The 22,489-nt window shown below is 44.6% G+C and carries 11 protein-coding genes; 10 read left to right on the forward strand and 1 reads right to left on the reverse strand.

Going from position 1 to position 22,489, the window contains the following annotated elements:
* Positions 1–198: 198 nt before the first annotated feature.
* From lnb to BHV72_RS01470, 10 genes are all read left to right on the forward strand, one after another.
* Positions 199–1,386 carry a lipoprotein N-acyltransferase Lnb gene (gene lnb / locus BHV72_RS01425; RefSeq protein ID WP_022042721.1) on the forward strand — a complete coding sequence of 396 codons (1,188 nt, stop codon included), beginning with the start codon at positions 199–201 and terminating at the stop codon, positions 1,384–1,386.
* Positions 1,386–2,960, forward strand: a complete 1,575-nt coding sequence (locus BHV72_RS01430; RefSeq protein WP_122134862.1) for an alkaline phosphatase family protein — start codon at positions 1,386–1,388, stop codon at positions 2,958–2,960. The genes lnb and BHV72_RS01430 overlap by 1 nt, the downstream gene beginning before the upstream one ends.
* A gap of 105 nt (positions 2,961–3,065) precedes the next feature.
* Positions 3,066–6,383: a preprotein translocase subunit SecA gene (gene secA / locus BHV72_RS01435; protein ID WP_005680202.1), complete on the forward strand. Its 3,318-nt coding sequence runs from the start codon at positions 3,066–3,068 to the stop codon at positions 6,381–6,383.
* Positions 6,384–6,689: 306 nt separating this feature from the next.
* On the forward strand, positions 6,690–7,796 hold the full coding sequence (locus tag BHV72_RS01440) for a DUF6340 family protein (RefSeq protein WP_286853704.1): 1,107 nt from the start codon (positions 6,690–6,692) through the stop codon (positions 7,794–7,796).
* A 61-nt stretch (positions 7,797–7,857) separates the two neighbouring features.
* Positions 7,858–8,304, forward strand: coding sequence for a hypothetical protein (locus tag BHV72_RS01445; protein ID WP_005677500.1), 447 nt, complete (start codon positions 7,858–7,860; stop codon positions 8,302–8,304).
* Positions 8,305–8,314: 10 nt separating this feature from the next.
* Positions 8,315–12,352 carry a hybrid sensor histidine kinase/response regulator transcription factor gene (locus BHV72_RS01450; RefSeq protein ID WP_286853711.1) on the forward strand — a complete coding sequence of 1,346 codons (4,038 nt, stop codon included), beginning with the start codon at positions 8,315–8,317 and terminating at the stop codon, positions 12,350–12,352.
* A 125-nt stretch (positions 12,353–12,477) separates the two neighbouring features.
* On the forward strand, positions 12,478–13,719 hold the full coding sequence (locus BHV72_RS01455; RefSeq protein WP_122118674.1) for a glycoside hydrolase family 88 protein: 1,242 nt from the start codon (positions 12,478–12,480) through the stop codon (positions 13,717–13,719).
* 292 nt (positions 13,720–14,011) lie between these two features.
* Positions 14,012–17,173 (forward strand): SusC/RagA family TonB-linked outer membrane protein, encoded by a 3,162-nt coding sequence (locus BHV72_RS01460; protein WP_122294902.1) that lies wholly within the window; start codon positions 14,012–14,014, stop codon positions 17,171–17,173.
* 13 nt (positions 17,174–17,186) lie between these two features.
* Complete coding sequence (locus tag BHV72_RS01465) at positions 17,187–18,737, forward strand: SusD/RagB family nutrient-binding outer membrane lipoprotein (RefSeq protein WP_122295096.1); 1,551 nt, start codon at positions 17,187–17,189, stop codon at positions 18,735–18,737.
* An 11-nt stretch (positions 18,738–18,748) separates the two neighbouring features.
* Positions 18,749–19,804, forward strand: coding sequence for an endonuclease/exonuclease/phosphatase family protein (locus BHV72_RS01470; RefSeq protein ID WP_122294900.1), 1,056 nt, complete (start codon positions 18,749–18,751; stop codon positions 19,802–19,804).
* A gap of 532 nt (positions 19,805–20,336) precedes the next feature.
* On the opposite strand, the gene BHV72_RS01475 is transcribed toward BHV72_RS01470, so the two are convergent.
* Entirely contained in the window at positions 20,337–22,460 is a 2,124-nt protein-coding gene (locus tag BHV72_RS01475; RefSeq protein WP_055172881.1) for an alpha-N-acetylglucosaminidase, read from the reverse strand.
* Positions 22,461–22,489: the final 29 nt, after the last annotated feature.

Genomic DNA, 22,489 nt, shown 5'->3' on the forward strand with positions numbered 1-22,489 from the left:
ATTATACATGCAAAAGGGGTAGCACGGTTAGTGGCACGCTTTTACGTGTATAATTCCGGTAAAACAGAGGCTCTATTTCACCCAAATGAAGGCTCTATTTACCCCAAACAGAGGCTCTATTTTGATAAAACAGAGCCTCTGTTTCACGAATCCAACAATTCTTTGTATATTCGCTGCCAAAATAAAACGAACCTACTGATGAAACGGTCTTTTTTATATGTAATCTTCTCTCTTTTCCTGTTGCTCCTGCCCATTGGACAAACAACTGCCAACAGCAATGACTCTATCCGTCTTAGCCTGCTGACTTGTGCTCCCGGAGAAGTGATATACACCCTGTTCGGACACACTGCCATTCGTTACGAAAATCCCTCACAAGGGATTGACGTCGTATTCAATTACGGCTTATTCAGCTTTGACATCCCTAACTTCGCTCTCCGCTTCTCACTCGGAGAAACGGACTACCGGCTGGGAGTGATCGACTACCCTCATTTTGCAGGAGAATATGCCTATTTCGGACGCAGCGTATGGCAACAGACACTTAACCTGAACAACGAAGAAAAGGCCGAACTAATCCGCCTGTTACAAGAAAATTACCGCCCCGAAAACCGGGTGTACCGTTATAATTTCTTTTACGATAATTGTGCCACCCGTCCCCGCGACAAGATAGAAGAAAGTATTGCAGGCAAAGTGATTTATCCCGTAGAACCGCAAGACGGTTCACGTACCTTCCGCGAGATCGTCCACCAATATTGCAAAGGACATCCGTGGGCACGTTTCGGCATTGATCTATGCATCGGAAGCGAAGCCGATCGGCCTATCACGCAGCGACAGATGATGTTTGCCCCGTTCTATCTAATGGATGCATTTGCCGGCGCACAAATTACCGGTGATTCCATTCAACGCCCGCTTGTAACGGACAGCGAACTGATTGTGGATGCCACTCCCGAAGAAGATGAAAGCTTTTGGATACCCACTCCGCTGCAATCCGCTCTTCTCCTCTTTATACTTACCGCCGCCGCTACCATTTACGGCATCCGCCGACGGACAGGACTCTGGGGAGTCGACCTCATATTGTTCGGTACGGCAGGTATCGCAGGATGTATCCTTGCGTTCCTGGCCCTCTTCTCCGAACACCCGGCTGTCAGCTCCAATTTCCTGTTATTTGTCTTTCATCCGGGCCAGCTTCTTTTCCTTCCTTACATCATATATTGTGTCCGAAAAGGGAAGAAATGTTGGTATTTGACCTTAAATCTTATTATTTTAACACTTTTTATAGTGCTTTTTCCGGTAATTCCGCAAAGATTTGACTTTGCTGTTGTACCTTTGGCACTCTGTTTGCTGATACGTTCAGTGAGCAATCTAATTGTGACATCTAAAAAGAAATAATGAAAGGACTACTAACTTCCCTTATCACCGTACTGACCTTCACCGGGCTGCAAGCCCAGTCGCTACCTGCCGCCCCTAAATTAGTGGTGGGACTGACGATCGACCAATTACGTACGGACTATCTGGAAGCATTTTCGTCACTTTACGGCGAGAAGGGCTTCAAACGTCTTTGGAAAGAGGGAAGAGTGTTCCATAACGCCGAATATACTTTCAGCGGTGTAGACCGCGCTTCCGCCATAGCTGCCATTTATAGCGGTACGACGCCCTCCATGAACGGAATTATCTCCAAACGCTGGATGGACGCCGCCACCCTCCGCCCCGTCAACAGCACGGACGACACGGCATTTATGGGATATTACACCGATCAGACGGTCGCCCCCACCAAATTGCTGACTTCCACCATTGCCGACGAGCTTAAAATAGCTACACAAGGCAAGGGACTTGTATACGCCATTGCCCCCAACTGCGACGCCGCCATTTTTGCCGCCGGACATGCCGGAAACGGTGCTTTCTGGCTCAATCCCAATACCGGAAAATGGAGCGGGACAACCTACTACGGAGAATTTCCCTGGTGGGCAAGTCAATACAACGACCGCCAGGCTGTCGATTTCCGTATCGCCGGCATGACATGGGAACCGGTTTTCCCGCGGGGGATGTACACTTTCCTGCCAGATTGGCGGGATATGCTTTTCAAATATAAATTTGACGACGACCGCAACAACAAGTTCCGACGGTTCATCGCCAGTCCCTTTGTGAACGATGAAGTCAATGCACTCGCCGAAGAAGCGCTCAACAAAAGTTCTATCGGTATGGACGATATTACTGACTTATTGGCACTGACTTATTATGCGGGCAACTACGCACATAAATCCGTACAGGAATGTGCTATGGAAATACAAGACACATACGTACGTCTCGACCGCAGTATCGCCAACCTGCTCGATGTGCTCGACAAGAAGGTAGGACTACAAAACGTGCTTCTTTTCGTCACCTCGACCGGTTATACGGACAGCGAATCGCCCGATTCGGGATTATACAAAATCCCCGGCGGAGAGTTTTATCTCAACCGCTGCGCCGCCTTGCTGAATATGTACCTCATGGCTACATACGGTGAGGGAAAGTACGTTGAAACCCACTACAACCAGCAAATCTATCTGAACCATAAATTACTGGAAAAGAAAGAACTGAACTTGACGGAAATACAGCAGAAGTCCGCCGAATTCCTGATGCAGTTCAGCGGAGTGAACGAGGCATATTCCGCCAACCGGCTTCTACTGGGTTCATGGACTCCGGAGATCTATAAAATACGCAACGGTTACCACCGCAAACGTTCGGGAGACCTCGTAATCGACGTCCTCCCCGGGTGGACAATCGTCAACGAGAATGGTGGCGAAAACAAAGTGGTACGCCATTCTTATATCCCTTCGCCATTGATTTTCATGGGACATTCCGTGAAACCGGCCGTTATCCAGACACCTGTAACAATAGACCATATCGCGCCTACACTGGCACATTTTATGCGCATCCGGGCTCCCAACGCCTGCACATCTGCTCCTATTACCGGCCTGCGGTAAAAGAAACCTCACAAAAACAGGGCGCAAAACATAAATAAATCAGCATTTTAATGTAACTTTGCGCAAACTATTTTAATTCGATAAATAATAAACATACTTATACAAATGGGATTCAATGAATTTTTAAGCTCGATTTTCGGAAACAAATCCACGCGAGACATGAAAGAAATCAAGCCCTGGGTGGAGAAAATCAAAGCTGCTTACCCGGAGATTGAGAAACTGGACAACGACGCACTCCGTGCCAAAACGGAAGAACTCAAAAAATATATCCATGAGTCGGCTACCGCCGAACGTGCGAAAGTGGAAGAACTGAAAGCGAGTATCGAAAGCCTGGAACTGGAAGACCGCGAAGAAGTCTTTGCACAAATCGACAAGATAGAAAAAGAAATTCTGGATAAATACGAAAAAGCACTGGACGAAGTACTGCCCGTTGCTTTCTCAATCGTCAAGGCTACTGCAAAACGTTTCACGGAAAATGAAGAAATCGTAGTTACCGCCACTGATTTCGACCGCCAACTGGCTGCTACAAAAGACTTTGTACGCATCGAGGGCGATAAGGCCATTTATCAGAATCACTGGATAGCCGGTGGTAACGATACGGTCTGGAACATGGTACACTACGATGTACAGTTGTTCGGTGGTGTCGTTCTGCACAAAGGCAAGATTGCGGAAATGGCAACCGGTGAAGGTAAGACATTGGTGGCTACCCTCCCCGTATTCCTGAATGCACTGACCGGAAACGGTGTGCACGTGGTTACCGTGAATGATTATCTGGCAAAACGTGACTCCGAATGGATGGGCCCTCTTTATATGTTCCACGGTTTGAGCGTAGATTGCATCGACCGTCACCAGCCGAACTCCGACGCACGCCGCCAGGCATATCTGGCAGACATCACGTTCGGTACCAACAACGAATTCGGTTTCGACTACCTGCGTGACAATATGGCGATCAGCCCGAAAGACCTTGTACAGCGTCAGCACAACTACGCTATCGTCGATGAGGTCGACTCCGTATTGATCGATGACGCCCGTACTCCGCTGATTATCTCCGGTCCCGTGCCGAAAGGTGACGACCAACTGTTCGAGCAGCTCCGTCCGCTAGTAGAGCGTCTGGTAGAAGCACAGAAAGTATTGGCAACCAAGTACTTGTCTGAAGCAAAAAAACTGATCGCATCCAACGATAAGAAAGAAGTGGAAGAAGGATTCCTCGCCCTGTACCGCAGCCACAAATGTTTGCCGAAGAACAAAGCATTGATTAAGTTCCTGAGTGAACAGGGCATTAAAGCCGGTATGCTGAAGACGGAAGAAATCTACATGGAGCAGAACAACAAGCGTATGCACGAAGTGACGGAACCGTTGTACTTCGTCATTGATGAAAAGCTGAACAGTGTAGACCTGACCGATAAAGGTATCGACCTGATCACCGGTAACTCCGAAGACCCGACATTGTTCGTTCTTCCGGACATTGCCGCAGAACTTTCGGAATTGGAGAATATGAACCTGACCAACGAACAGTTGTTGGAGAAAAAGGACGAACTGCTTACAAACTACGCTATTAAATCGGAACGTGTACATACTATCAACCAATTGTTGAAGGCTTACACCATGTTCGAGAAAGACGACGAATACGTAGTGATCGACGGACAGGTGAAGATTGTAGACGAACAGACCGGACGTATCATGGAAGGCCGCCGTTACTCTGACGGATTGCACCAGGCTATCGAAGCCAAAGAAGGCGTGAAAGTGGAAGCTGCCACACAGACTTTTGCTACGATTACTCTGCAGAACTACTTCCGTATGTATCACAAGCTATCCGGTATGACCGGTACAGCCGAAACGGAAGCCGGCGAACTCTGGGACATCTACAAACTGGATGTGGTAGTGATCCCGACCAACCGCCCGATTGCCCGTAAAGATATGAACGACCGCGTCTACAAGACGAAACGTGAAAAATATAAAGCCGTAATCGAAGAAATCGAACAACTGGTGAACGCCGGACGCCCGGTATTGGTAGGTACTACTTCGGTAGAAATCTCCGAAATGCTGAGCAAGATGTTGACCATGCGCAAGATCGAACACAAGGTGCTGAATGCGAAGTTACACCAGAAAGAAGCTGATATTGTTGCTACTGCCGGTTTGAGCGGAACAGTTACCATTGCCACCAACATGGCCGGTCGTGGTACCGACATCAAACTAAGCCCGGAAGTGAAAGCCGCAGGCGGTTTGGCAATCATCGGTACGGAGCGCCACGAATCCCGCCGTGTAGACCGCCAGTTGCGTGGTCGTGCAGGACGTCAGGGTGACCCGGGTTCTTCTGTATTCTTCGTGTCACTGGAAGACGACTTGATGCGTCTGTTCTCCTCCGACCGTATCGCCAGCGTAATGGACAGGCTCGGTTTCCAGGAAGGTGAAATGATTGAGCACAAGATGATTTCCAACTCTATCGAACGTGCACAGAAGAAGGTAGAAGAAAACAACTTCGGTATCCGTAAACGCCTGTTGGAATATGACGACGTGATGAACAAGCAACGTACGGTTGTCTATACGAAACGCCGCCATGCTTTAATGGGCGAACGTATCGGTATGGATATTGTGAACATGATTTGGGACCGTTGCGCCAACGCTATCGAGAACAACGACTACGAAGGTTGCCAAATGGAACTGCTTCAGACGTTGGCTATGGAAACTCCGTTCACCGAAGAAGAATTCCGCAACGAGAAGAAAGAGAAACTGGCTGAAAAGACATTCGGCATTGCCATGGAGAACTTCAAACGTAAGACTGAACGCCTGGCACAGATTGCCAATCCGGTTATCAAACAGGTATATGAGAACCAGGGACACATGTACGAGAACATCCTGATTCCTATCACGGACGGTAAACGTATGTACAATATCTCTTGTAACCTGAAAGCTGCTTACGAATCCGAATCCAAAGAGGTAGTAAAAGCATTTGAAAAGTCAATCCTGCTGCACGTTATCGACGAAGCATGGAAAGAGAACCTGCGCGAACTGGATGAACTGAAACACTCTGTACAGAATGCAAGCTACGAGCAGAAAGACCCGTTGTTGATTTACAAACTGGAATCTGTAACGTTGTTTGACTCAATGGTGAATAAGATTAACAATCAGACTGTTTCTATCTTGATGCGCGGACAAATTCCTGTACAGGAAGCTCCGGATGAACAGGCTGCCCGTCGTGTAGAAGTACGCCAGGCTGCACCGGAACAGCGTCAGGACATGAGCAAGTATCGTGAGAACAAGCAGGACCTGAGTGATCCGAATCAGCAGGCTGCTGCCAGTCAGGATACGCGCGAGCAACAGAGACGTGAACCGATTCGTGCCGAAAAGACCGTAGGACGTAATGATCCCTGTCCATGCGGAAGCGGCAAGAAGTATAAAAACTGTCACGGAAAGAACGTTTGATAAAGAAGAGTTCAAGTAGTTAATTAGTCCTAACTACTTTACTAAATAATAAAGGCTGCCTGACAAGTCAGTAGTATCTGCAATTCCCCTTCTTCGAGAAGAAGGGGTGGCTGAAAGCCGGGGTGGTAGGTGGATACACAATGCTGATAATAATAGACTTATATATTCACCTACCACCTCCCCCTACGGGGACTCCTCCTTCCCGAAGGAGGAGAGTTTTAGATACTATCGACTTTTGTCAGGCGGCCTCTTTCTTTTATTCGTGTAAAATAGTACTTTTGTTCAAACTACTAAATGAATCAAACTATGGCAAAATCTTATTCACTGGCATTCATCTCTCTGTTCCTGTTGCTATTCAACAGTTGCCAGAGCATCGAACAGATTTCCATTGATTATCTGCAACCCGCCGACTTGAGTTTTCCACCCCAGCTCCGAAAGGTAGCTGTTGTGAATAACACCAGCGATGCACCGGATAACAAATTGATTACAGAAGTACAGAAAACGAAGGAAAACGTTCCGGAAGTAAGTCGTGCCACAGCCTATGCCAACGGTGATCCCAAGATTGCTGCCGAATCATTGGCTGAAGAAATAGCCCACCAGAATTACTTTGATGAAGTTGTCATTTGTGACTCCGCCTTACGTGCCAATGACAAGTTAGCGCGTGAAAATATGCTAAGTCAAGAGGAAGTCAGCCAGTTAGCTTCCGATTTAGGAGTTGATTTTATTATTGCATTAGAGAATCTGCAATTCAAAGCAACCAAGACCATTCGTTATCTACCCGATTTCAATTGTTATCAGGGAGCTATGGATGTAAAAGTATATCCCACAGTACGGGTTTATGTGCCGGGACGAAGCAAGCCCATGACCACCCTTCACCCTAATGACAGTATCTTTTGGGAAGATTTCGGAGGTTCGGTCACAGAAGCGGCTGCCCGTATCATTCCCGAAAAGGAAATGTTGAAAGAAGCTGCGGAATTTGCAGGAACAGTTCCGGTAAAGCATCTGGTTCCGATATGGAAAACGGGAAAACGGTATTTATACACCGGCGGTTCGGTTCAGATGCGCGATGCAGCTATCTACGTCCGCGAAAATTCATGGGATAATGCATTCGAACTTTGGCATCAGGCTTTCGAAGGAACCAAGAACACAAAGAAGCAGATGAGGGCCGCCTTCAATATTGCCGTGTATTATGAGACGAAAGATAGTCTGTCTCAAGCTGTGAAATGGGCGGAAAAGGCACAGCAACTAGCCAAGAAGATAGAGAAAAAGAATGTTGTCAACAATGTCAAAGCGAGTATTGACGATGTGCCGAATTATTACCTCACCAGCCTCTATTTGGCCGAATTGAAGGAGAGAAATGCTCAAATATCCAAATTAAAGATGCAAATGAGCCGATTTAATGATGATTTTTAAGGAAATCATGTATCAAATCTTATTTTTTTTATACCTTTGAACTGACAAAAAGAAGGAACCTATGAAACTGAGCCAACAATCATTATCTATCATCGAATCGGCTATCCAAAAGGCAGTCGGCAAATATGTATGCAATTGTGAACAGACAGTCGTAACCGATATTCATCTGCAACCGGACCAGACGTCAGGGCAACTGAATATTTACAACGATGATGATGAAGAACTAGCAAACGTCATGGTGGAAGAATGGGCAACATACGACGGCGATGATTTCCTCGAAAATATCGAGCCCGGCTTACGTAGTATCCTTTGCAGAATGAAAGATGCAGGTGACTTCGACAAGGTGACTATCCTGAAACCTTATTCGTTTGTACTGGTGGATGAGGACAAAGAAACGGTAACTGAACTATTGTTGGTAGACGACGATACGATGCTGGTGAATGACGAGCTACTGAAAGGATTGGATAAAGAGTTGGATGATTTTCTGAAAGAGTTGCTGGAAAAGTAAAATCTAATATATGGCAATAAAAAAGATTCTGTTAGTAGCTTCTTTTTTACTTCTGCTTATACAGACCTATGCGAATACGGCTTATTTTAAACACTTAAGTGTACAGGATGGCTTGTCGCAGGTCAATATAATATCCATTTATCAAGATGAGACGGGAGCATTATGGTTTGGTTCTTTTGAAGGAATCAATCGATATAATGGCCAGTCCGTCACTGTATTTCACCCTTCCCAAGACAACATAGGTCTGACCGAAAATGAAATTATGGCCATTTGCGGCAATAAAAAAGGGAATGTATACATACAGGCACTGCATGACTTGGTGTGCTACAATACCCGCACACAACAGTTTCATAAATTACGCGCAAATAATGTCTCCAACATATACTACAAGAACGATACGCTTTGGATTGCCGGGCGCAACAAACTGGAGTTCCGGGTGGAAGGAGACTCTACTATCCGCCTGCTCACCACTTTCAAAGAAAATATAAGAGTTTCTTCACCTATCTGCTGCACTGATGACGGATATATATACATAGGTATGAACAAGGGACTTCTACGAATCGACCGTGCACAACCCGAACGCCAACACTCTCTCCTGCCCGACATCAAAGTACAAAGTCTTTATCAGGATTCTCAAAAGAACTTATGGATATGTACCTCCCGCCAGGGAGTGTATCGGCTGGCTCCCGACGGTTCTATCCTCAACTTCCGCAACCTTCCCGATAATACCAACTCATTATCGAACAACGATGTGCGCTGTGCTATCGAAGATGACTTAGGAAATCTGTGGTTCGGCACATTTTATGGACTGAATAAATACAACCCGTCAACACAAGTATGGGAGAATCATGTTCATCAAAATAATATATCCCATAGTTTGAGCCACTCATCCATTTTCGCTCTCTACAAAGATACGCAAGGAGGAATCTGGATAGGGACTTATTTCGGAGGTGTCAACTACTACAACCCCACTGATGATCATACCAGCTACTACGAAGCCAATCCCGATATTCCTCATGCACTCAGTTTCCCCGTTGTAGGTAAAATGCAGGAAGATTCCGAACATAATTTATGGATATGTACCGAAGGAGGAGGACTGAATTTCTTAGACCGGCAAACCCGGCAATTCACCCGATATGTCCACAACAAGGGAGGCTTGTCCGGAATCGGGCACAATAATCTGAAATGTATCTGGCTGCGCAAAGAAACCGGGCAATTGTATATCGGTACGCATACAGGGGGACTCACGATCTTTGACACTCGAAGGAAAACAGCACATACACTCAAAAATAGCCCCGACAAAGCCAACTCTTTACCCAGCAATGTGATAAATGACTTACAACCCTATAAAGGAAAACTCGTCCTGTCTACCCAAGCAGGAATCGTAGCCATGAATCCGGAAACGGAGACTTTCGAGCCGTTATCCTCCCTGCCCGACGTCCGGAGTCTTATAGAGGACTATATTTATGTAACATTTCATATCGACTGGAATGACAATATCTGGTTAGCCAACGGCAACGGCGGAATAACCCGGGTGAACCTGTTGACAGGAAAAAGACAGAATTACCGGCATGACCTCAAAAAAGAACACAACATCGGACGCTTCAAAGTGCTACATATCTTCGAGAACCATTTAGGCGAATTATTCTTCAGTACGGCAGGTTCCGGGTTATTCAAATATGAACCGGAAACAGATTCTTTCTTCCGCTTCGCCATGGAGGACAATCTTCTAATGAGTAATTATTGCTATTATGTCGCCGAATCGCCTTCACACGAATTGTTCGTACTCCACAACCGGGGGATCTCCTGCCTGAATTCTGAAAAAAAGGAACTCACATATACATACGTTATTCCATATATGAGTTTCGGACAAGGCTCATGTATCTATTTTACTCAAAGCGGAGAATTATTCCTCGGAGGAACCAACGGCTTGGTTTCTCTGCCGGGAATACAGAATCTCCCCACATCGAATGATCATCAATTCTACTTCGACCAACTGATTATCAACAATAAAGTGATACAACCCGGAGATGAGTCACACATCTTGTCACAAACGATGCCTTATACGGAATCTATCAAGTTGGCACACAATCAAAACAGTCTTATCCTGGAAATAGCCACCTCCAATTATACACAAAACAAGTATAAATATGAATACCAATTGGAAGGTTTCGACCGGACATGGCTTCCGCTACACTCCCCGAAAATAGTATATACAAATCTCGACCCGGGACATTATAAACTGACTGTACGCGAGAAAAACGATTCGCAAACGATCTGTGGTGAACGTTCGCTTCATATCTATATCCGCCCCCCTTTCTATGCCAATCTCTATGCCTACTTATTATATATACTGATTCTCTGTCTTGTACTGTATGCTATCATCCGTTTTAACACCCGGCAGGCTAAACTGAAAGCATCGCTGGAATTTGAGAAGAAAGAAAAAGAAAGAATCAAGGAAATGAACCAGGTCAAGCTGCGTTTCTTCACAAATATCTCACACGAATTCCGCACTCCACTAACGCTTATCATCGGACAAATAGAGAACTTATTACAATTAAACAAGCTCTCTCCCTCCATGTACAACCGTCTGCTGCGTATTTATAAGAACGCCAGCCACATGCGCACGCTCATCTCCGAGCTGTTGGATTTCCGCAAACAAGAACAGGGTTATCTGAAACTGAAGGTGGAATGCCGTGATATTGTCGCCTTCACCAAGGAAGTTTATATGTCATTCTATGAATACGCACTCAAGCATCACATCGCATATCGTTTCGAGACTTCCGAACCAAGTATTAATCTATGGTTCGACCCGGTGCAGATGCAGAAAGTTATTATCAACCTGCTATCCAACGCTTTCAAATATACTCCCGCAGAAGGAAATATCACAGTCAGTATCCGTATGCACTCCCAACAGGTATTGCTCCAAATCAAGGATAGCGGAACCGGTATCCCACAGGAGTCAATCCATAAAATATTCGACCAATTCTATCAGATAGACGGACAAAGATCCAATTTATCTTTGGGAACGGGCATCGGACTGACCTTGAGCAAAAATATCGTGGAATTACATCAAGGAAATATCCGTGTAGAAAGTAAGGTGGATGAAGGAAGCTGTTTTACCGTAATCCTGAAAACAGGCAACAGCCATTTTAAAGCGGACCAGCTACAAACGGAAAATACATCGGCGTGCATGATTAGCACGGAGCTGATTCCACTGGAGAAACTGCCATTGGAAGAAGAAACAGCAGAACATACACTCACAGAAAAGCCGGTCATACTGATCGTAGAGGACAACGACGATATCCTCGAAATGCTGAAGGAAATATTTTATCCCATTTATGAAGTACACACCGCCGGAAACGGGAAAGAAGGATTTGAACAGGCGTTGACAATACAGCCGGATATTGTACTAAGCGATGTCATGATGCCCGAAATGTCCGGAAAGGAAATGTGTTATAAGATAAAGAACACGGTTAACCTGTCACATATACCTGTCGTACTATTGACTGCGCAGACATCTGTGGAATATACGATAGAAGGATATATGTATGAAGCGGACGACTATATCACGAAGCCGTTTAACGTAAAACTGCTCGTCTCACGCTGCAACAATCTGGTGAAAAGCCGAAGAAAGCTGATTGAGAAGTTCAGAAATCAACAGCCGGCCACTGTGACGGATATTGCCGTCAACCAAGCCGACCGGGAACTTATCAAGAAAGCGACAGAAATCATTTCCAACAACTTTGAAAACCCGGAGTTCAATATGAATGTGCTTGCCGCCGAACTGGGATTGGGACGCAACAAGCTATATACACGTATGAAAGAGATCACCGGCCTGACTCCTAACGAATTTACGCTTAAAATGAAACTCGACGAGAGTATGCGCCTGCTCAAAAACAACCCGGAACTGAATATCTCCGAAATATCCGACCGATTAGGGTTCTCAACGACCCAATATTTCAGCAAATGTTTCAAATCCGTCTTCGGAATGGCACCGCTTACATTCCGAAAGTCCAATCCCGCCGCACCGGATACGTCTGTCTAATCCGATAAAACATGATTTATCTTTCCCGAGGACAATAACACAGGATATTCGGGACAATTTTGTATGTCCTCTAAGCAATAAATACGTAATCTTTGCACCATTAACTAACAAAAACCTAAAAATATATGAAGCTAGTATCCATTCTATCTTTTTACTTATTGTCAACCTTTTCGACTCTGTACGGCAAAGGTGATAATAAAATAATAACCCATTCTTTCGACCGGGCAGAGCAGCAATATACTGCCATGCTGAAGGCCTTACCCGAACCAACCGCTTATCCGCGTACTACCGATAACAACGGAAAGTTGCGTACCACTCCACTCAATGACTGGACGGAAGGCTTTTATCCCGGCAGCCTTTGGTATATCTACGAGAACAATAAGCAAAATACATGGAAACAGGAAGCAATCCGCTGGACAGAAGCCTTGGAACCGCTAAAGAAACAGAAAGGACACCATGACATCGGCTTCCTTATTTATTGCAGCTTCGGCAATGCATACCGCCTTACAAAAAAGGAAGAATACAAACAGATCATCATAGAAGCAGCAAACTCACTCTGCACGCGTTTCAGCCCGAAGACAGGGTGTATCAAATCATGGAATTACCGGAAATCATGGAATGGTAAAGACGAATGGTTCTACCCCGTTATCATCGACAATATGATGAATCTGGAATTACTTTATTTCGCCAGCAAAGTGACCGGTGACCCGCATTATGCAGAAATAGCCAACTCGCACGCTATCACCACCGCGCGGGAACAATTCCGTGAAGATTACAGTAATTATCACGTAGTCAACTACGACCCGGAAACCGGAAAAGTACTCCACAAACAAACCTGTCAGGGATTCTCCGACAATTCCGCCTGGGCACGCGGACAAGCATGGGCCATTTACGGATACACAATGGCTTATAGAGAAACAAAGAAACCCGAGTTTCTGGAAATGGCACAGCGCACCGCCGAATTCTGGCTCAACCACTCCAATCTGCCCGAAGACATGGTACCCTACTGGGATTTCAATGCCGGACAGGAAGGCTATGTCCCCGAATGGGAGTATGACGCAAACGACTTCAAAGAGATACCAAGAGACGCCTCAGCCGCAGCTATCACAGCTTCCGCCCTACTTGAACTTTATCAATATGTAGATAAGAAAACTGGAAAAAGATATTACCAGGCAGCAGTGAAAACGTTAAAATCATTGGCTTCGCCAAGTTATCTGGCTGCCCAAGGAACCAACGGCAACTTTCTCTTAAAACATTGTGTAGGAAGTATCCCGCACAAAAACGAAATTGACGTACCGTTGGTATATGCCGATTACTACTTCTTGGAAGCACTGCACAGATATAAGAATTCAAAAGGTATAAAGTAAGCTTTTTGACAGAATATTAGAATAATAACTTAACACAGAAAGAAGGTTGGTCCCCCTATCCACCCTTCTTCCACAAAAGAGGCCGGAAATGTCATCACTTCCGGCCTCTTTTACGTTTATCCCCACAAAATTAAGCATATACAATTGTACCCCATGACAATTTTACCCTACTTTCGGTACAATCTTCCTAGGTAACCTACCTTCAAATACACAATCTTTGCACTATCATAATCCTCCGAAAAGAATCATAATTATAAAACATACTTATAACTAATTTTTAAATTATAAACTTATGAAGAACAGCACTCAACGAACGTCATGCGTTCACAACTCAAAAAAGAGTGGTTCATTATCCGGAATAATGCAACTCTCAATGGCGATACTATTTGCTTTTAGTATCACGACACAGGCGGAAGCCATAGAATATCCGTCTGCAAAAGTACAGACTGCAATCAACCAGCAAAGTAAAATCAAGATTACAGGCACAGTTGTTGATCAGGCAGGAATTCCCATTATCGGTGCTAATATAACCATTAAAAACCAAACCGGTACCGGAACGATCACCGATATCGACGGCCGGTTCACATTGGAAGTCCCCGCCAATTCTACCCTTTCGATATCCTATATCGGATACAAGAATCAGGAAATAAGAATCACAAGCAGCAAACCACTTACCATTAAACTCCAAGACGATGCCGAAGTCTTAGATGAAGTTGTAGTAACAGCTTTGGGTATCAAAAGAGAGGAAAAGGCGTTGGGGTATGCCGTACAGAAAGTTAGCGGCGACCAACTGACCACCATAAAAAGCGTAGATGTGACTTCCGGACTGAACGGTAAAATTGCCGGATTGAAGGTAGAAAACAGTACGGAATTCAATGAAGCCCCCAATCTAAAGCTGCGCGGCGAAAACCCGCTGATTGTTATTGACGGGGTTCCTTACAAAAATATGTCGCTACGGGATATCGCTTCGGATGATATAGAATCTATTGATGTACTGAAAGGGGCTACGGCTTCCGCCTTGTATGGTGCGCGGGGTGGTTCGGGTGCCGTCATGATTACCACCAAAAGAGGAAAAGAAGAAGGGTTGCAGGTAACCGTAAACAGCAGTACGATGTTCAATGCCGGATATCTAAAATTACCGGAAGTACAAACATCTTACAGTTCGGGAAAAAATGGTATATACAATGATAACTCCAGTTATGTATGGGGAGCCAAACTGGACATCGGCAATGAAGCCATGCAATACAACCCGTATACTCAAGAACGGGAAATGACAGAACTGACTTCCAGAGGGAAAAATAACCTGAAAAACTTCCAGGAACTGAGTTTCATCACCAACAACAACGTAAGCGTCACTCAGAAAGGCAAATATGGAAGTATCCGTACCTCATTGACACACGTCTACAACAAAGGCCAATGGCCCAACGAGAAATTAAACAAAATAACCTATACCGTATCAGGAGACATGAAATATAAGAAATTCAGTTCCGAGGCCGGAATCACTTACAACAAGAGATTCTATCCCAATATGGGCGGATCGGCCTATCACGGTACAGGCTATATTTACAATCTTCTAGTATGGTCGGGCAGTGAATACGATATACGGGATTATAAGAATTACTGGAAAATAAAAGACGAACAATCCAATTGGTGGGACCGGGGCGGTTGGTATGACAACCCTTATTATATAGCCAACGAGTTAACAAGTTCGGACAATTACGATGTAGTCAATGCCTTTGTCAATGCTTCTTATGATATTACTTCCTGGTTGAAACTATCCCTGCGTTCGGGTGCTGATATGTATACGGAAAAAAGCGAAACTAAAGCTCCGGTAGGTTCCGTGACCGGCAAGGGAGAGAAAAAAGGATATTATTCTGTCTATCAAAAAAGAGGATTCAGTACCAATAATGATATTATGCTGACTGCCGAACATAAATTCGGTGATATCAGTGTGGACGGATTCGTCGGAGGAAATATTTACTATTACCAGAATGACAATTTAAGCTCAAACACTGCCGGCGGATTAATCATTCCAGGGTATTATTCGCTAAAAGCATCGGTAGACCCTGCCGAAACCAGTAAAACTTATAACAGCAAACAAACGAATTCCATTTACGGAAAAATAGGTTTAGCTTATAAAAGTGCGGTCTTTGTAGAAGCAACGGGACGTAACGACTGGTCGTCAACCTTACCGGAAGAGACTCGTTCTTATTTCTATCCGGCTGTTTCCGGTAGCGTAGTGCTCTCCGAATTCATCAAAATGCCCAAAGTTATCGACTTCTGGAAAATAAGAGGTTCGTGGACAACCACCAAACATGATATGGATGTATATGCTATCAATGATGTTTATTCTATCAGTACCGATGTATGGGACAACATGAGTGCCGCCTACTCTCCTACAACAATTCGAAACAGCCTGCTTTCTCCTTCCCAAACACGTTCATACGAACTGGGTACAGCCATTCATTTATTTGGGAACCGCCTGCGTCTGGATTATACATATTATAATACACTCAAATTTAACAATACCCGGAACGCCGGACTCAGTTCTGTAAGCGGATACAGCAATACACAAGTCAACATGGACGAAGAACAAGTAAGAAAAGGAATGGAACTCTCCATTTCCGGTGATATCATAAAGAATCGGGAATTGACATGGTCTGCCATGTTCAACTGGTCACGCGACCGCTACTATTACCATAAAATAGACCCGGTATACTCTACCCAAAAACCTTGGGTAGCCGAAGGGGAACGTTGGGACTGGGTAGCAATTTACGACTACCAAAGGGATCCGGCAGGAAATATCGTACACGGAAGTGACGGATTCCCTCTCGTCAATAAGTTTACGACACTCAAAGGATATAGTGAACCTGATTGGATATGGGGACTCAGCACATCAGTCAACTGGAAGGGAATCACCCTGAGTATCACCATTGACGGACGTGTAGGAGGTGTCGGTTATTCTATGACAGACCAGGCCATGTGGAACTCCGGCGCACATATAGACAGTGACAATCAATATCGATACGAAGAAGTAGTCAACAACAATAAGACATTCACAGGCCAAGGGGTCAAAGTGGTATCAGGCAAAGCCGAATGGGATGCAAACGGAAATGTAATTATGGACAACCGTGTATTTGCTCCCAATGATAAAGTCGTTTCGTATCAAGACTATATGATGAATACTAATCCATACGCATCGGGTGATAATAAAAGAGCGCAAAACTGGTTCGACAAGACGTTTATCAAGCTTCGCGACTTATCTATCAGTTACGAAATACCACAATCCGTTTGCCAGAAAATAGGAATGAAAGGTGCTTCAGTCGGCTTTGTCGGACAGAACCTGCTGATGTGGGCAAAAGAGTTTCGCTTCAGTGACCCCGATAAAGTGCAGAATGCACTAAGTTCACCTTCTATCCGTTACATGGGATTTAACGTTAAGTTTGACTTCTAAAAGAATGAATAATATGAAAGCAATAAAATATATCGCGAGCCTGCTCGCCGGAATTACCCTATTTTCATGCGATAACTTTGAGGATATCAATACGAATCCGGACTCTGTGACCAAAGTATCACCCAAGCTTCTGGCAACGGGTGCCATTGTAGGGCTTATGAAACCTTCCAAAGGCAAAAACTTCATTTATAATCAAATGACCTGCAAATATATCGGCTGGTCGGAAGCATTGGAAGGAACGCAGTATAACAACTTCGGACGCGAAAGTTTCAGCGGCTACACCTCGCTGACCAACTATAAGCTCATGGCGGAACTGACAGACAAAGACGAGACAATGAATGAAGATAAAAGGAACGCATACAAAGGTCTGGCACTTTTCCTGAAGGCTTACCGGCTATTCGAATACACTCTCAATGTAGGTGATATTCCCTACGAAGGAATCCTCGAGGGCAAGGAAGGAAATCTAACTGTAGCCTACAACACACAAGAGGATGTTTTCAAATTCCTGCTCAATGATCTGGATAAGGCACACGAATACTTCCAGAACGCCAACCAGACAACATTTGACGGTGATCCTATCTTCGGTGGAAAGGTAGAACAGTGGCATAGAGTATCGAATGCTTTAGAATTAAGAGTTCTAATCAACTTATCCAAGAAGATTAATTCCACTGACATCAATATTAAATCCAAATTTAATGAAGTACTCGACCGTAACTTGTTGTTACGTTCCAACGCTGATAATTTACAAATCACTTTCTCCACGAAAGAAGGACAGCTATATCCATTTAATGAATCATTGCATTCCTACAAACAATACGTAATGATATCCGGTCTGGTTATTGACGCACTGAAAGCCAATGAGGACTATCGCCTCTTTTATTACGCAAATCCTTCCGAAGGGAAATTAAATTCCGGTAGCCAGGAAAACGACTGGGATGCTTACATAGGAATCGACCCGTCGGATCCGATAGACGAATTAAAGCTAATAGCCGATCAAACGAAAGAATTCTGCCAGTTCAACAACAGGTATACTTCTTACGAACTCGGAGAACCTTATATCCGTATAGGCTATGCTGAACAGAATTTTATTCTTGCCGAAGCGGCATTACGCACATGGATCACCGGAGATGCAGCCGAATATTATAAAAAAGGAATTGAAGCAAGCATGAAATTCGTTGCTGACAATACGCCGGATGCACAGAAGTATCATCACGGACGCAAAATGACTAGTGACATCATTGCCCAAACATTAGCAAAACCCGGTATCCAGCTTAATGGAACTTTCGAGGAGGATCTCAAAAAGATCATAACTCAGAAATATCTGGCCAATTTCATGCAGTCACCCTATCAAGCCTATTATGACTACAGAAGAACCGGTTATCCGGAATTCCCGATCAATCCGCTGACTAACCAGAATCCTAACGAACCAACCAAAATGCCGGTACGCTGGTTATATCCAAGTGCGGAATATGATTATAACAAGGCAAATGTAGAAGCGGCTGTACAAAGGCAATTCAACGGTTCGGACGAAGTAAACAAGTTGATGTGGATTCTACAAGAATAAAAAAGAACGGTATGAAACTAAATTTTTATATACTACTCTTATGCCTAAGCAGCATAGGAATAACAAGTTGGGGTCGCAATGCGCCCCCAACCTCTCATCTCACCGTCCTGCAACTCAACATCTGGCATGAAGGAAGCATCGTAGAAGGAGGATTTGAAGCCATAGCCGATGAAGTGGCACAGGTTGATGCCGATATCGTTTTTTTCAGCGAAGTCCGCAACTACAATGGCACCTTCTTTATATCCCGCATCATTGAGGCACTTAAGAAACGTGGAAAAACTTACTATGGAGAACATAACCCTCTGGATGTAGGCATTTTATCCAAATACAATATAAGTCAGCAGGAGATTATCTATCCAAAGGACAGCGGTTGCGGCTCTATCCTGAAAGCAACTATCGGCATAGCCGGACATACTATTGCCGTTTATTCCGCCCACTTAGATTATAAGAATTATGCTTGTTACTTACCTCGTGGTTACAATGGAAGTACTTGGAAGAAAATGACACAACCTGTTCATAATGCGGATTCCATTTTAGCGGCCAACCGGATCGCCTTTCGCGAAGAAGCCATTGAAGTATTCATCGAAAACGCACGGCAAGACATTGCCGAAGGAGCCATTGTTCTATTAGGAGGAGATTTCAACGAACCTTCTCACCTCGACTGGCAAGAAGATACAAAAGACCTATGGGACCATAATGGGGTAGTTATCAATTGGGACTGTTCAAGTATACTCTGCAAAGAAGGATTCAAGGACACATATCGAACGCTATATCCGAACCCGATCACCCACCCGGGATTCACTTTCCCTTCCGACAACGACAAGATGCCTGTCAGCAAATTAACCTGGGCACCAGATGCGGACGAAAGAGACCGGATTGATTTTATTTACTTTTATCCTAATCAGGACATTACACCAATATCCTCTATGATTCTCGGTCCGTCCCGTTCCATTGTCAAAAGTCAGCGCATAGAAGAGAATACAGAAGACTACTTCATCACCCCCAAAGGCATATGGCCTTCTGACCATAAAGGAGTAATAGCCACTTTCAGGATATCTCCCCAATAGAACAGACTTTTCCAGCTTAGAGCCGTATTATGGGGAGATACTGCTGATCTGTCGGACAGCTCCTCTTTTTATTACTTCTATATTACTAGTTTATCGGACATATAGATCCAATGTGTTGGACATATATAGCCAGCGCGTTGGGCATATAGATCCAATACGCTGGACATATAGATTCAGCATCTCATCCATAACAGCCTGATTACCCGCCCGTTAAACCAGGTAGACAAATTGCTGTTACTTTATTTATTTTCGTCCATAGTTGAAACAAATTCTTCGACTTTTGAAAAGCAGCGCTTTAGGTAGGCTAAAGCTATGCTTTACACACTCTAAAGCACCGCTTTAGAGTTCAAAAAAGGACACTACATGGAAGTAAAACGTACAGGGTGAAGAAGTGAAGGACGCTTTCAATCGTTTCTCCTTCTCTCCTTCACCCTGTATCTATTTATTCATCGGCAGTCCAACACGAAGATGAACCTGATGAACCCTCAATAAGAGTATAAAAATAAAATTGCTATTATCTCATACTTTTGAATCAATACTCATGAGCCTTTTCCGCCCAAGCTTTCTCCATACCATAGAAATTAATCACTTCACCGCTAGCTTTGCCTTCCAACTCCTGTTGTTTCTGCTCAAAGAAAGTTTTCCAACGCAGATAATACAAATCTTTCAAAAGACCACTCCATTCACGATGAGAATAATCATGCAAACCTCCCTGATTGGAAGCGATACTATCACCCCAGACTGTGATTAATGCAGATGCATTCCATTCATAGAGTTTCTTTTCCGCGTCCGTATTGCCCAAAGAACGTGCGGCAGTCAGCCAAGAAGATACGGAGAATTCTTTCCGGGTAGACAATAAACTGTCTTGCGACAAAATGAGTTCAAGGAACTGCTGCGTCTGCTTCCGGAAATTCTCTTTGTCTTTACGATCATAACTTTGGGATATTTCATCGAGCAATGCATTGCCTTTATCAGCATTACTCTGACGTACGATATCCACCAAGTCATATTCAAAATTATTGTTGCCTTTATATTGTTCAGCCACAGAGAGCATTAAGTCCGCAGCTTTCGAAGTAGAATCAGGCGAATAGAACAGTTTGGAATATCCCCATGTAGACGTTCTGTCCAAATGGAAACCCGGACGGGCACACAATAAGGATTCCACCGTTCCCTCACCCTGATAATTCTTGGGAGCATTATAAACCGTATGTTCCAATGCTCTCCATGCTTCCATAACTTCCGGTGACAGTTCACCACCATAACGGGCTTTCAGATATCCTTGCAACCATGTATCCGGCGAGAAACGTTCCGCACGCCACGGCAACTCATATAACAATTCAAACATCACCGGATTATTCTCAATACCTTCGGGAGTAGCACCTACTCCACGCAATGTTTTCCCATTTGCATGTGTACACGCATCGTAATATCCGTTCACCAACTGATTCATTCGTCCATGCAAACCGACATTTCCTCCGAAGTTCAACAACATACAATAAAGCCAGTCATGCTTGCCAAAGCCTTTCTCACGATACCACATCGAATCCGGATCCCCCCATTGAGGAAGTCTTTCGCTATACAAATCCAGCACCAACATATCTCCGGCATTCAACACATCAACCATAGCCGGACGCGGATTTGCCTGCCATGCCTGAATGACCCAAACAGCTTCCGGATTGGCTTTCTTCATGGCTTTCATTATAGAAGTTCCGGCCTTCGCCAAGTCTACCCCTTCTGTGTTGCCTCCCTCATGGAATGGGTCCATACTATAATATTTAGCTTTTCCGTAAAGTTTCTCCAATTCTTCGTAGTACATAGCCGCAAAAGAATCGAAATGCTCGTCTTCCGAAGAAAGGAAGGCCGGACGAGGGAAACCGCACCACTTGCCGGGGTCGGCAATCTGATAACCTAGTTTCTCACCGATATTACGGGGAACCATTCCTGCATAACCCGGAAATACGGGTTCAATTCCCAGTTCCCGCATACGGGATACGATCTTCTTTTGAAGTGCTTCTTGTTGCTGATACCAACTGTCAGGATTGGGTCCGCCCCACCCTTCCAGATTGTTCATCTGCCACCAGGCCATAAATGCCGGACCGGAGATAAATTCATTGATTTCTTCCGTTGTGTATCCGACACGTTTCAGCAGATTATACCAGACTACTTCCATTCCGGTTATGCTCAAAGGCATATTAATGCCATGCAATGCCATCCAGTCAATCTCCTTCTCCCAACGTTCCCAATCCCAGAAAGCCATTGAGTAGGAATAAGTACAATAATTCAGATAATAACGGTTTTGCATAGCTGTCTCCTGACGGATTTTCCCCGTGGGAAGAGGGAGCACTTCCGGCAACTTCTGTGACGGGTTATTCCAGGAAAGATGAATACCGGCTACATACTTCAGATACCAGTTCAGTCCTGTTGCCAATGACAGATCGGAATTTCCGACTATCAGGACTTTACCGTCTTCGGCAGTTATTTCAAAGTAATCCTTAGACACATCGTCTTTTTCCGGTGTCATCCGAAAAAGGATTCGATCTTTCGAGGTTCCTTCCGTTACACGTTCTGCCAAAGAATTTACCGGTAACTGCTTCGGTTGGCAGCTACAAAACAAAGTCACTCCAAATAATAAGGTTATCAAAATACGTATGTTCATAATCGTGTTTTTTAGATTTGCCAAAGATA

Source organism: Bacteroides sp. 43_46 (assembly GCF_001915455.1).
GTDB lineage: Bacteria > Bacteroidota > Bacteroidia > Bacteroidales > Bacteroidaceae > Bacteroides > Bacteroides caccae.